Raw genomic sequence first — 13878 nt, 5'->3', positions numbered from 1 at the left:
GCTGTGAAGCTTATGGACATATCGTACATTTTGGTCTTTTTGGTCTCTTAGTCAGAATGTACGATATATTTATTCACAGGGCGTCCGACCCCGCCATATTGCATATCTAATTTCAGCTCGCCTTCTTTTACAAGGAAGTCTAAATAACGGCGTGCCGTGACACGTGCAATCCCAAGTGCATTGGCGACTTCCTCTGCAGACTGCGCTCCTTCTTGCAGACGCATATAGGCTTTAATTTCATTCATCGTATGCACATTCAGCCCCTTAGGAAGCCATGTCTCTTCCTGCTTAACCGCAGGCTTTCGTATGATATCATCGAGCATCTCTTGAGAAAATTCTGCTGCGGTACGAATTTTTGATTTGAACGCTTTATAGCTTTCAAGAGATTCTTTCATCCGTTCAAACTTAAATGGCTTAATGATATAATCTCGGGCACCATTTTGAAGCATGGTGCCGATCGTCTCTTTGTCCTTTGCTGCCGAAATAACAATCACATCCACCTGCATCTTTTGCTTTCTGATGTCTTGCAGTGTTTTGACGCCATCTTTTTTAGGCATATACACATCGAGCACCACAAGATCTGGACGAATGTCTTTGATCAGCTGGATGCCCTGCTCGCCATTTCCTGCTACAGCCGCAACTTGAAAGCCAGGGACACTCTTAATGAACTCTTTATTAACTTCTTGCACCATCGGGTCATCTTCAATTAATAGCACCTTAATCTGGGTCATCTGTCTCTCTCCTCTATTGTCATTGGGAATTCGATTGAGAAGGTGGTACCAATGCCGATGCTTGATGTGACTTCTACATTTCCCATCCCTTTGTCGATAATCGTTTTTACAATATACAGTCCGTAGCCTGTTCCGCCTTCTTTACCGTGAGTAAAGCCTTTGTCGAAAATATGAGGAATCATGTCCTCTTCTATTCCAGATCCATAATCTTCAATTAAGATCGCGAGGACATCCTCTGTTTGATCAATACTAATAGAAATGAGTTTTGTGTCTCTTTCTACAGTATCATACGCGGCAAAGGCGTTCTCGATCAGGTTGCCAAGTAGCTTCGTCATATCATGCTGATCCAGCCGCTCTGGGAAATCGCGCAGACTGCTATTTTCATCTACTTCAACCTTTATGCCAAGCTCCTTGCCCCTTCTTATCTTGCTCATCAATAAACCTGCCACTGCGTCATGCTGTATCACACGGTGGAGAAAGTCCGTCACATGCTCCTGCTCTTCGGTCGTTTGAAACGCTAAATCGAGTGCTTGATCGGCTTTCCCTAGCTGAATTAAACCAGCAATTGTATGAAGCTTATTCATATGTTCATGATTTTGCACCCGCAGGCCATCAACGAAGTTCTTCACCCCGGTTAATTCCTCCGCCAATTTGGCCGCCTCTGTCCGGTCCTGAAAAATCGCAACCGCTCCGATGATTTTCTTTTTCATCACAATCGGAATTCGGCTGCTCATGATCCGCTTTCCGCTCATATGAATTTCTTCATTGTAGACGGGTTCTGCGCGGTCAATGATTTCTGGAAGCCTTGTATCTGACAGCACATCCCAAATATTTCGGCCCACTACATCACCAGTCACGCTGAAAATTTGCTTTGCTTTTTCATTAAAAATGGTGATCATGTGCTGGTTATCAATGGCAATGACCCCTTCATTAATGGAATGAAAGGTAGCAGTGCGTTCTTCTAGCATTCTGACAATCTCATGCGGCTCCAGCTTAAACATTTGCTGTTTAATATGACGGGCGAGCAAAAATGAACCGACAAGCCCGAAGCTGAGCGTCAGCAAAAGGATCATGAGGATATCCTGCTTCATTTCTCCTAATATATCTGCCATACTCGGCAATGTTCTTCCGACTAGTACAACCCCTGTTTGGTTAAATTTTTCATCCTTTACTGGATAAAAGGCTCTAATGGCTGTGCCAAGCTCTCCCTGTGCTTCTGAGAAATAGATATGCTCTGCAAAGGCAGGTTCTTCATCTGTCCCCTCAGAGCGCTGGCCAATCCTTGTTTTCACTGGATGTGTCAATCGCACGTGATCCATATCCATGACAACAATGTAGTCAGCATCTTGGATAATCCGAATCTCTTCAATGGCATGCTGTAACCGCGCACGCTCCTTTGTCTGATCATCCAATGCCTGCTTTACCTCATTCATCTCAGCTACTGTTCTTGCCGTGTTCATGAGCCTTTTTCGAAGTTCTCGTTCCTCTGTTTGCTGAATTCCCCCGACTAGAACAATTCCTCCGATTAAAAGGGCAAAAATGACAACGAAATATGTGAGGATGGTGAGCTTCCATCTAATAGATAATTGTTGTAATTTCAGTCGATTTCTCATCATTTTTTCACCTGTATCTTTACGAATTCTTCCTCTGTCAAGTATCCTTGACATAAGGGGGATCTGACGCATGAAGAATTTACTCGCCTATACGCTATTGCTCATCATCGGTTTTGTAACCGCTTTATACTTTGGTTTTTATCATATGATGCCTAAATCAGCGACGATCTTCGACGATGAACAGACTGGGCTGAAGGATCAGCTTGTGTTCAAATTCAGCCATGTTGTCGCAGATAATACCCCAAAAGGGCTGGCTGCAAAGAAATTTGCTGAGCTTGTTCATAAAAAATCCGACGGCAGGATCAGCATTCAAATCTTTTCAAACGGGAGTCTTTATTCTGATATTGAAGAAATTAATGCACTAAAAGAGAATCAAGTTCAATTTATTGCTCCGTCTACGTCAAAGCTCGGCATGCTGTCCCCTGAATGGCTGGCACTTGATCTGCCCTTTGCCTTTTCTAACTACGATGCTGTCCAAGAAGGGTTACATGGTGCGATTGGACAGAGACTGTTCGGCACACTGCAAAAAGACGGACTAAAGGGAATGGCCTACTGGACAAATGGCTTTAAGCAAATCACTTCGAATAAAGGCCCAATCAAGCAGCCTAGTGATTTAAAAAAGCAATCTCTCCGTATTATGCAAAGTGATATGATTGAAAAGCAATTCAAGCTTCTTGGCGCAAAACCCTATCAGGAATCGTTTAATTCAACATTTCAGCTGCTAGAAACAAAAAAAGTAGACGGTGAAGAAAATACAATTTCAAATATTTATTCAAAAAAATTCTATCATATACAAGACTATATGACGATCAGTAATCACGGGTATTTAGGGTATGTCGTCTTAACAGATCAATCCTTTTTTGATCGTCAAACACCTGAGACGAAGCGAATTTTACTCGAAGCGATGGAAGAAACAACGGCATGGAACGAAAAACATGCAGAACAGATGAATAAGGATCAGCTGGAGGATATTAAACGCGAATCTCCAATTGCCATACACGAATTAACACCAGCAGAGCGGCAAAAATGGATGAAGGCGCTCGATCCTTTGTATGATGAAGCAGAAAGGATCATCGGTTCCACCTTGATCAAACAAATCCGCGAGCTCCGGGCACGCTATGAATATTCTCCGATTCAAGCATTTGAAGAAGATGCTGAGACCAAATAAAAAATCCCTTTTAGAGAGGGATTTTTTTATGCGCCGGAGTCACGCTGTTCTTGCTGAGCGAGCTCCTCTAATCTTGTTAATATTCTGCGCTTTCGATATTGCATGATGCCTGTTTCGGCAATTCCTTTTAACTGTGAGCGGTTGGACGCTGCACCAAACAAAATCCCCGCAATTGGGACAAGTTGAAACAGCTTCTTCCAGCCAAACGAATCACGGTAGTTATATACGACCTCACGCCATCCTTGAATTTGAGAGATCATGTTTTCGTGCTTCCCTTCTGATGCATGATAGCTCTTCAGCTCTTTTAATATTGATTTTTTCCCAACAACGTCAGCAGAATTCAACTGTAAACATTTAATGATAAAGACTCGTTCTTCTTTATTTTTCGGATCATAGCCATAGGTGACGGCGATATCCTGTAATGTTTTTAAAGAAAGACCGAGGACAGCCGGAATATCTGCCGCTAATGTAAACATACCTCCGACACCTGTTGTCGCACCTTGTACAGTGGCGAGGTTTGTTCGATTTTTCCCCATCTGGTCACTAATGGCATCCATGACCTCGATCGGAGCCGCCTCAATATCTTCAATACGCTGAATCGATTCATCGGCACATTTCTTTTGAAATTGATGAATAATGCCTTTCTCTGACGTCAAATAGACACCGCCTGATTGAATGTAGTGCCCCATCTCATCTAATAACACACCGATTTTCTTTTGAATAAAGGCAGGGGTCAGCTTGTCCAGCATTTGAAATGGAAGCCGGCTGAGTTTCTCCCAAAACCATACCTTTTGCTGGTCTTTCTCCCATTTTTCAATCTCTTTTAATTGTGCTTTTAGCCACTCTCTTTCCTCCATGCCATTTGCCTCCTTAGATGCCGTTCAAGTATATGTCTGTTATTATACACAATCCTTGTCCATCATACGTATCGAACATTGAAGCGGTTCCGAAAGGTTTTAATCTCTTTTAAAACGGTTATTGCTTAGTAAACAAACAAAAGAGGAGTGATCAACATGTTAGGATTTCTGATTTCATTAGTTGTGGCGATTGTCATTGGTCTCATTGGGAGTGCACTCGCTGGAGGTAGTGTACCAGGAGGCTGGATCGGTTCAATGATTGCTGGGCTTGCAGGTGCTTGGATTGGTCATGGATTACTTGGAACGTGGGGTCCTAGTCTGGCAGGATTTGCGATCATTCCAGCGATCTTAGGAGCAGCCATTTTCGTCATTATTTTAAGCTTGATCTTCCGCAGCGTTGGATCAAGGGTTTCTTAAAAAACGATACAAAAGAAGAGGAAGCAGAGGATGCACCGCCTAAGATAAGAGGCGGTGTTTTTTATGTTTTGATTGACAAGGTATCTATTTTTTTCACTTACATATGATAAACAAACCTATTAGTTCAGATAGTTGACTTTTCATGAAGATGGGCATATGATGATTAAAAATTGCATCGAGGAAACTTTTTGTGCCAAAGCAAAACTTTGTAGAATCTAGGTGATGACATATGACAAACAAATACATCGAGGCACAAGCCCACATGTCAGTGGCAGCGGAGCGTGCACTTGAAGGAAAGGTGAAAGGATTTAGAAGGCTCCTTCCTTTTCTCGGGCCTGCTTTTATCGCCGCCATTGCCTATATTGATCCAGGAAACTTTGCGACCAACATTGCAGCTGGCTCGAAATATGGCTACCTTCTGTTATGGGTCATTCTCATATCCAATCTCATGGCCTTACTCATCCAGTCTTTGTCTGCAAAGCTTGGAATCGCAACAGGGAAAAATTTACCTGAAATTGCTCGAGAAGAGTTTCCAAAACCAGTCTCGATCGGTTTATGGATTCAGGGCGAACTCGTCATTATCGCCACAGATTTAGCCGAATTTATCGGGGCTGCCCTTGGTTTATACTTACTCTTTCGTATCCCGCTGCTTGAGGCATCGATTATTGCAGCGATCGGTTCTTTTGCCATTTTAGAGCTCCAAAGACGAGGTTATCGAGCGTTAGAAGCAGGAATTACCGGCATGCTGTTTGTTGTCGTGATTGCTTTCGCTGTACAAACCTTTGTCGCCAAACCTGATCTTGCAAGTGTCGCCGGTGGACTGTTCATTCCAAGGTTTGAAGGGACAGACAGCGTACTGCTTGCCGCTGGTATTTTAGGCGCTACGGTGATGCCGCATGCGATCTATCTCCATTCAGCCTTAACGCAAAGAAGAGTCGTCGGCAGAACGGAAAAAGAGAAAAAGCTGATTTTTCGTTTTGAGTTTTTAGACATCCTCATTGCGATGGTAGTTGCTGGCGCCATCAATGCCAGCATGTTGATTGTAGCAGCTGCTTTATTTTTTAAAAATGGTCTTTTTGTTGAGGATTTAGATGTAGCATTTCAGCATTTTGGAACTCTCGCAGGTCCTGTATCAGCGATCTTATTTGGTGTAGGTCTGCTTGTAGCCGGACTTTCCAGTTCTTCTGTCGGTACACTGTCAGGCGATATTATTATGCAAGGTTTTATTCAGTACCGAATTCCGCTGTATGTCCGCCGGCTGATTACCATCATTCCCCCTATTGCGATCATTGCATCTGGGGTCAATCCGACATCTGCGCTTGTGATGAGTCAAGTGGTCTTATCATTTGGAATTGCGTTTGCTTTAATTCCGCTCATTTTGTTTACAAGTAAAAAACGAATTATGGGCGATTTGACGAATGCTCGCTGGGTGACCGGAATATCTTGGGTGATAGCAGCTCTTGTTGTCGCACTGAATCTGTTTTTAATTGTGGATACGTTTATGTAAAAGACAGTGATCAGGCTGTCTTTTATATCGGGTTGTGGTAGAATTTCCCTTGAGAGGATGTGATCACATGTTTTTTTATCAGGATCAAGATCTATCCATGCGGCTGCTTGAACCAAGAGACGCGAGAAGCCTGTACCTGCTCATCCAACGCTCAAGAGAGCACTTACGTGAATGGATGCTATGGGTCGATTCGACGCAGACAGAAGAAGACAGCATGGCGTTTATTCAAGGTGCCATGCAGCAAGCTTTGCAAAACAATGGTTTTCAGGCTGGAATATGGTCACATGGAGAACTCGTTGGTATCATTGGCACCCACCAAATTCATTGGATTAATCGGACGGTTTCCATTGGCTATTGGCTCGGGGAAGGCTATCAAGGAAAAGGCATCATGACAAAAGCATGCAAAGCGGTCATTCACTATTTATTTGAAGAGTGCGGTCTGCATCGCATTGAAATAAGGGCCGCTGTTGATAATCAAAAAAGCAGACGCATCGCAGAGCGTTTATCTTTTTCACTTGAAGGCATATTAAGACAATGTGAATGGCTGGGCGACCACTTTGCCGATCACTGTGTGTACGCACTTTTACAGCCTGAATATATGAAACAAAAAACGAATTCGATCAATCAGCCCACTTAATTGTGTCGATTGCATGAACTATTTTACAAAGTGAAGCTTTGTAGTATCCGTTGTGATTGGCATCTGATAAAATAGAAGGAAAAAATCGAGGTATGATGTATGTCTCTTATTATTTTATTTTACTTATGGATTGTCCCTTTATTATTTGGCATTTTCTTCTCATTCCTAACAAAGAAAGCCACATACAAACGCCGCTTTGTCCCATCATATAGCATGGCAGGACTCAGCATCGTGTTTCTCATTCTGGCACTCGTCTTTTCAGCCAGTCATTTTCTATTCATTTGCGGTATGTTCCTATTCGCCACTACACTTGTCGGCACAGGCATCCCGTTATTTTTAGCCTTTACCAAAACACCTTCATAAACAAAACCACCTTTTCGCGATGGAAAGGTGGTTTCTTTTTTTACTGCTGAGGCATTCGATAGGTCATCGTACCATTTGGGTTTTTTTCAATTACTTTCACAATGTCTTGAAGGATCTCTGATGCTCGATCGCTTGAGTCATACTTGCCGAGCGTCTTGACCCAAGAATCACTGCCTGCGATAAACCCTTCAATCTTTTTACCGGTTACTGTGACTTCGTGAACATTAACGAAACTTTGTTCGTTTTGTGTGAAAATCCATAGCATGGTTTATTCCCCTTTTTTTGTGGTGATTGGGTTAGTTTAACATATGATTCCCAATTATGTGTGGGGTGATTTGGTATGAAAGTGAATTTACAGTTTAAAAAACCTTGATTTTATCAGAAAAATCAAGGTGAAATTTTCCATCTATGATAATCGTAATTCCTTCTACGAGTTCACCCATATTTTTATTTTCAAATTTCTCGGATATGATACTTATTTTATTGTCAATCTATGTTTTCACCGTTTCTTTCAAAATTTTATAAAATGATCCTATATATAACATTCCACGTAGAATTCAATCACCAAAGGACTTCTACAATTGCATGAAAATCCCTATGCTCAAGAGAAAGGTCATTAGACAAACAATCTTATGTACGAAAAAACGATGGCTTATTTATCCATCGTTTTCTTTAAGTTCTCTACTTATTTAAAATCAATTGTTTTTCATTTTCTAAAAACTCTTCTACAAGTTCTTTCATTGTTTTTTGTGAATCATGGGGATAATAAAATGCGTCTGATACTTCTCTAAAAAAATCATACATATTTTCGGGCGTGTGAAAGACTGAGAAAATATGTTCAATTTCTTCAAAGATGGTATCATCAGTTGAGTGAGTATACGCTTCTTTCATAATACTATATAGCCACTTATGATATTCTCTCGTCATGTCTTCCGAAGAATTATCAGAGATTATGCTTTCAAGTATATCATCTACCTTTACTTCTTCTTGTTCCCACGCTAATTCAAGAATGAGCTCGTTATCATCATGAGGGTTATCTTCTAGATATTCCACTGCATAGTTTGTTACTTCTAAGGCAGGAATTAAATTATACTGTCTACCAACAAACAACGTAGCCCAATTACATTCAAATCCACTTTTCTTGATTATTTCAATTTTATACAATTTTTTATTTCCCCCATTGATTTATTTTTCCTGTAACTTTGCCGTCAGGTATAAAAGTTCTATGGGTTACTTTGTTAGTTGTTGGATCTACAACCCATTCAAACACGCCATTTCTTATCTCTTTCGACTGTATCATTTCAGGTGCATTATTCTTAATTTTTACAAACTTTGTCTCATACTTAACCATTGATCCCTCAATTTGATACAACGAATCCATATGTCCTCTTCTATTCGGCAAATCAAATCTTTTAGAATGAACTGCATAGTTGTCAATAATATCATTAAATCTATGATAAAAATCATCTTTTAATGCACTACCTACTCTTGGATTATCTAAAACCGGATGCTTAAGTTCACTCGTACTCTTAATCCCCATCTTCCCACGAAAACCTTTCGATCCAAACGGTAAAAGCATTGTAAGCGCCGCATTCATACTCGCTTCCTGTTGTTCTTTCGAGACTTTATTTCCAAACATGTCTCGACCCGTAATCGCTTCGCTGAAGCCGTTGGTCGCGGTGAGTCCATATAAGCCTTTTTGTGATGTTTTCAACGCATCGAAAGACTTCTGTGATGTCTTGTAAATGTCGACCGCTCTGACTGCGGCGGACGTGGCTTGAGTCGTTTTATAGACGGCTTTTCCGCCTTTAAAAATGCGTCCTGCCCAGCCGACAATCGGGATGTAGCCTGCTGCTGCCATGCCGCCTGCGGCGACTCGTTGGCCTGCGGTGAGTTCTTCTCCTGTGATCGGATCGACACCTGTTGCGGCACGTTTTGCATCGTTCACGCCTGTCAGCTCATTGACGATATTCCCACCGTAATCAAGGGCTTTTTCATACCACGGACGGTTGGCTAGTGCTTCTTGTTCCTTTGCAATCTTGCGGGCTTCTTCTTGATCTTTTTTGATTTTTAGATATTCAGAAGTTTGCTTCTCAATATCGCTTTTTGCCTTGTAGATTTCGCTATTTTGATACGCTTTCTTGTCAAAATTCATAGGCGAAATGGATTTTCCGTCATTTGTGGCATTGATCATTTCTGCGTACAATGCCATTGTAGCCTTCTCCTCAGTCTCTGACAAAGCATATTCATCTTTTAGATTTTGATCAAGTTCTATTAAATCTTTAACCGTTTTCTTCCGTTCATCTTCCGCATCTGCAATCTTTTCGTCAAAGGTTTTACTATCAAATACCTCCAGAGAAATGAGGTCATCAATATCTTGAAAAATCGTTTTGAGTGCCTTTTTTTGATCCTTCACGATGCTTTTGGCATTCTTGATTCCCATATGTACAGCGTTGTCTAAAAAGTGTTCTTCTACAAAGGTGTCGCCGCCAAAATTTGTATCATCAAGTGTCCCAGAAACACCTTCATGAAAGGCTTTTTGTTTATCAATGAAGCTAATAAACATGTCCACATTTCCGGCGAGTTCTTTGTAGAAGCTTTTAATGTTATCGGCACCTTTTCCAGTGAAGTCGTCACCGAGGTTGGCAACACCTTGTAATGCCTTTTTTAAATCTATCATCTGTTCGCGGAGTTCCTGATAGTGTTTTGCCCTTGTATCCATGGCACTGGTTAGTGCTTTTGCATCAAGTATCTTGCCCAGATTAAGCCACTCCCTCCATTATTGATCATAAAGTCTATTTTACCTTTCTCACCGAATTGGAAAAATAGGCTTTAAGTTGCAAAAAATCCAGTCTGTATATTTTTATACAGAAGAAAACAAGTGACAATTGAAATGATTTTACCTATTCAACAAAAAAAGTCAGTCTTCTAATTAGAAGACCGACTACCTGCTGTTTAGAAAAAGCGTTTAAGGCTTTTCTTGAGTGGAGGGATATCCAGCTCACCTTTTTCAAAGAATTTTTTCAATAAATATTTACTAAAGCCTGCTGCTTGTGTGTACGTGATTTTACCAGGTAACGGTGGTTCATTGGTCACCGCAACATCAATGATCACAGGTTTCTCAGCTTGAAGTGCTTGATCAAAGGCTGGTGCTAGTTCTTCATGTGATGACACCGAGATTCCTTTACCACCGCATGCTTCTGCAAATTTTGCAAAATCAATATCTTCCAGCTCTATACCATAGTTGATGTTGCCTTTTACCTGTTGTTCATATTCAATCATACCAAGGTTGTTGTTGTTTAAGATCACAACGACAATTGGCAGTTTATATTTTACTGCCGTCACAAAATCTTGCATCACCATTGTGAAGCCTCCGTCACCACAGACAGCAATGGCTTGGCGGTTTGGTTCGTTTAATTTAGCTGATATTGCGCCAGGTAAACCACAGCCCATTGTGGCAAGCCAGCTGGAAATAATGAAATCCTGCTGCTTCATTTCGAAATGACGTGCCATCCATACCGTCACATTACCGACATCAACTGAAAGAATGGCATCATCATCGACCGCTTCTTCTAATCTAGCGATGACTTGCTGCGGTTTAAGCGGTGATGTGGCAATAGATTTTTCCTTATCCATTTCTTCTCGCCACTTCATCATATGCTCTGTACAAGCTTCAAGGAAACCGCGCTGCTCTTTATATTCAATATAAGAGGTTAGTTCATGAAGACCAGTCTTACTGTCACTTACAATCCCCACTTCTACTGGATATCTTTTACCGATCTGATCCGGTTTGATATCCAATTGAATGGCAGGTGTGTCTTCCGGTAAGTAATCCCTATATGGGAAGGAGGTTCCAAGCATGATTAATAAATCGCACTCTTCCATCGCTTCATATGCAGGCTTCGTCCCGATCTGACCTAGGTTCCCTAAAAAGTATGGATGCCTGTCTGGAACAACACCTTTTGCTGGAAGTGTAATGACGATCGGTGCAGCTGCCTTTTCTGCAAACGAAAGAAGTTCTTCTTTAGCATTTTTTAATCCTTTTCCTGCTAAGATGACTGGCCTCTTCGCATTGTTAATGAGTTGAGCAGCCTTTAGCAGTTGATCTTTCTTCGGCCGCACATCTCCCTCTACATAAAGAGGTGATGTATAAATGGGACTCCGCTTAATTTTCTGAGAAAATAAATCATCTGAGACAGTGAGAACCGCCACCCCTTTATGGGTATAAGCAGCTTTGATGGCTTGATTCAATAAGTCAGGCAGAGCTTCTGCTGTTTGTACTTGCTGATTAAAGACAGCAACATCGTCAAACATCCGCTCTAATTTGATTTCTTGAAATGCATCTCTGCCTACTTCAGTTGAAGCAACCTGCCCTGCAATCGCTAATACAGGTGCACCATCCGCTTTTGCATCGTATAGTCCATTTAATAAGTGGACAGCACCTGGCCCTGCAATTGATAAACAAACACCGAGTTTACCTGTTAGTTTCGCATCAGCTGCAGCTGAAAGTGCTGCCACTTCTTCATGTCTTGTTTGTATAAATTGAATTTTGCTTGATTCATGCCTTAGTTCTTCGATCAATTCGTTAATACTGTCGCCGGGCATTCCATAAATATGTTTCACGCCCCACTCTTCCAGTAGCGCTGTTACTTCTTTTCCTGCGGTTCTTTGCGGCATGTGAGAAAACTCCTTTTTTCTTACTCCATACCACCGCACCTTTTTGATCAAACGTTTCAACTTGCTCTTGTTACTTTTTAAAGTGATATGGAAGAGTGGCGACAACAATATCCCGTTTCCATAATAAACGGAATCTTAATAAGAAAGCAGATTGATTATGCAAAATGGTGTGCCATCTTTTTTTCGGAATAAATTGAGGGACGAGCACCATCACTCTATATTGATGTGCATTTGCTTTCGCTTCAATCGTTTCAAGAAATTTATCAAGCGGGTGAATGAGACTTCGATAAGACGAATGTAAAATCACAAGACGCACATCACTATTCAGCTTTTCCCAATCAGCTTCAATTTTCTTGTCTTTCTCTTTATCAAACGATACATGAACCGCTATGACCTGGTCTGATAAGGATTTTGCATATTGCACAGATTGTTCGACGACACGTGTGACACCTGCTATTGGGACGATGACCACATTTCCTTTGATTTCGACAGGCTCGGTTTCATTCAATAAACGTAATTGTTCTCCAACAGACAGATAATGTTTCTTAATAGAATGAAAAATAAATAGAACAATTGGCATGAAAACAAATACTGGCCATACAAGATGGAACTTGGTCAAAATGAGAATCATGAAAACCGTAAATGAAATAAGTGCTCCCACGATATTGATAGGCATTTTCACTTTCCATCCCTGTGGTTTTTCACGAATCCACTTTACACACATACCTGTCTGAGACAAGGTAAATGGAATAAACACACCGACAGCATAAAGTGGAATGAGGTGTTCCGTTTTCCCATCAAATAGCCAAATAAGCAGCATAGAAGCTACACCTAAAAAGATAATACCATTGGAATAACCGAGCCGATCTCCTCTCACTGTAAACATGCGCGGCATATATTTATCTTTTGCTAAGTTGACAGCCAATAATGGAAAAGCTGAAAAACCTGTGTTTGCCGCTAATATTAAAATTAAAGCTGTGACAGCTTGAATGACATAGTAGAAAAATGTCCGTCCAAATGTGTCTGATGCAATCTGTGACACAACCGTTTCTTCTGGCTTTGGCGAGATGCCAAAACCAAACGCAAGCAATGTCACTCCTACAAATAGAACGGCCAGTAATCCCCCCATCATCAATAAAGTTCTCGCTGCATTTTGTGCAGCTGGTTTTTTAAAGGATGGAATTGTATTAGAAATCGCTTCAACACCAGTTAAAGCAGAACAGCCAGACGAAAATGCCTTTAATAAAAGAAATAACGTGATGCCTGATACATGTGTGCCAAATGCTGTATGTTCAGGTGCTGGCGGCACTTGCCCAGTTAATAGTTTAAACCCGCCCACCCCAATTAAAATGAGCAATGAAAAGACAAATAGGTACACAGGATAAGCCAAAATAGATGCCGACTCTGTCAGTCCACGAAGGTTTAACACCATAATCACTAGGACTAATACAATTGAGATCATGACATGATATGGATATAGAGCTGGAAAAGCCGATGTGATCGCATCGGTCCCAGCAGAAATGCTCACTGCTACGGTTAAAATGTAATCGACGAGTAATGATCCACCAGCAACCAGCCCTGGTTTTTCACCCAAGTTTCTGCTGGAGACGACATACGCCCCGCCGCCTTCTGGATAAGCATAAATAATCTGGCGGTAAGATAGAATTAACGCCATTAAAAGGATTAATACACAACCTGCAATCGGGAGTGAGTACCAAAACGCTGCCGCACTGACAACTGATAGAACAATTAAGATTTGTTCTGTACCGTATGCGACTGACGATAATGCGTCTGATGACAATAATGCCAAAGCTTTGATTTTTGATAGTTTTTGTTCTCCTGCTGCCTGTGATTTTAATGGTTTACCAATTAAAATACGCTTCATCAAACTGTACATGTGATGCCCGC

Annotated in this window: 13 protein-coding genes; 5 read left to right on the top strand and 8 right to left on the bottom strand. The window is 41.3% G+C overall.

All coding sequences use genetic code 11. From position 1 onward, the window contains the following. Window positions 1-47: 47 nt before the first annotated feature. Window positions 48-731 (bottom strand): response regulator, encoded by a 684-nt coding sequence (locus AC0VYC_RS02510; protein WP_039166112.1) that lies wholly within the window; start codon window positions 729-731, stop codon window positions 48-50. Continuing rightward, complete coding sequence (locus tag AC0VYC_RS02505) at window positions 728-2347, bottom strand: ATP-binding protein (protein WP_026050048.1); 1620 nt, start codon at window positions 2345-2347, stop codon at window positions 728-730. The genes AC0VYC_RS02510 and AC0VYC_RS02505 overlap by 4 nt, the downstream gene beginning before the upstream one ends. Before the next feature lie 67 nt (window positions 2348-2414). Here AC0VYC_RS02505 and AC0VYC_RS02500 point away from each other — a divergent pair, with 67 nt between their 5' ends. Beyond that, window positions 2415-3512: a TRAP transporter substrate-binding protein gene (locus AC0VYC_RS02500; protein WP_475389354.1), complete on the top strand. Its 1098-nt coding sequence runs from the start codon at window positions 2415-2417 to the stop codon at window positions 3510-3512. Window positions 3513-3538: 26 nt separating this feature from the next. Here the strand turns inward: AC0VYC_RS02500 and AC0VYC_RS02495 are convergent, their stop codons facing one another. Further along, window positions 3539-4369, bottom strand: a complete 831-nt coding sequence (locus tag AC0VYC_RS02495) for an EcsC family protein (protein ID WP_024720476.1) — start codon at window positions 4367-4369, stop codon at window positions 3539-3541. A 156-nt stretch (window positions 4370-4525) separates the two neighbouring features. On the opposite strand from AC0VYC_RS02495, the gene AC0VYC_RS02490 reads away from it, so the two are divergent. The 4 genes from AC0VYC_RS02490 (at window position 4526) to AC0VYC_RS02475 (ending at window position 7293) form a co-directional block, all read left to right on the top strand. Next, window positions 4526-4786 carry a GlsB/YeaQ/YmgE family stress response membrane protein gene (locus AC0VYC_RS02490; RefSeq protein WP_003214275.1) on the top strand — a complete coding sequence of 87 codons (261 nt, stop codon included), beginning with the start codon at window positions 4526-4528 and terminating at the stop codon, window positions 4784-4786. A 229-nt stretch (window positions 4787-5015) separates the two neighbouring features. Next, a complete protein-coding gene (locus tag AC0VYC_RS02485; protein ID WP_008346963.1) occupies window positions 5016-6293 on the top strand; it encodes an Nramp family divalent metal transporter in 1278 nt (425 codons plus the stop codon). 67 nt (window positions 6294-6360) lie between these two features. After that, window positions 6361-6930, top strand: coding sequence for a GNAT family N-acetyltransferase (locus AC0VYC_RS02480; RefSeq protein ID WP_008346964.1), 570 nt, complete (start codon window positions 6361-6363; stop codon window positions 6928-6930). Window positions 6931-7029: 99 nt separating this feature from the next. Beyond that, window positions 7030-7293 carry a hypothetical protein gene (locus tag AC0VYC_RS02475; protein WP_008346966.1) on the top strand — a complete coding sequence of 88 codons (264 nt, stop codon included), beginning with the start codon at window positions 7030-7032 and terminating at the stop codon, window positions 7291-7293. Between the two features lie 40 nt (window positions 7294-7333). Here the strand turns inward: AC0VYC_RS02475 and AC0VYC_RS02470 are convergent, their stop codons facing one another. The 5 genes from AC0VYC_RS02470 to AC0VYC_RS02450 all read right to left on the bottom strand — a co-directional run bounded on the left by AC0VYC_RS02470 (window position 7334) and on the right by AC0VYC_RS02450 (window position 13867). Beyond that, window positions 7334-7558, bottom strand: coding sequence for a hypothetical protein (locus AC0VYC_RS02470; protein ID WP_024720475.1), 225 nt, complete (start codon window positions 7556-7558; stop codon window positions 7334-7336). Window positions 7559-7974: 416 nt separating this feature from the next. Continuing rightward, window positions 7975-8457 (bottom strand): DUF2247 family protein, encoded by a 483-nt coding sequence (locus AC0VYC_RS02465; RefSeq protein ID WP_178896545.1) that lies wholly within the window; start codon window positions 8455-8457, stop codon window positions 7975-7977. A gap of 4 nt (window positions 8458-8461) precedes the next feature. Beyond that, on the bottom strand, window positions 8462-10054 hold the full coding sequence (locus AC0VYC_RS02460; protein WP_256734619.1) for a ribonuclease YeeF family protein: 1593 nt from the start codon (window positions 10052-10054) through the stop codon (window positions 8462-8464). 194 nt (window positions 10055-10248) lie between these two features. After that, the gene (locus AC0VYC_RS02455; RefSeq protein ID WP_277519481.1) at window positions 10249-11970 is read right to left on the bottom strand and encodes a pyruvate oxidase; all 1722 of its coding nucleotides are present in this window, start codon (window positions 11968-11970) and stop codon (window positions 10249-10251) included. A 70-nt stretch (window positions 11971-12040) separates the two neighbouring features. Continuing rightward, the gene (locus AC0VYC_RS02450; protein ID WP_007498061.1) at window positions 12041-13867 is read right to left on the bottom strand and encodes an APC family permease; all 1827 of its coding nucleotides are present in this window, start codon (window positions 13865-13867) and stop codon (window positions 12041-12043) included. Window positions 13868-13878 lie beyond the last annotated feature (11 nt).

Source organism: Bacillus sp. iso_77 (genome assembly GCF_056173625.1).
The sequence above is the reverse complement of the archived record's forward strand: the minus strand, read 5'-3'. Positions and strand labels throughout refer to the sequence as shown.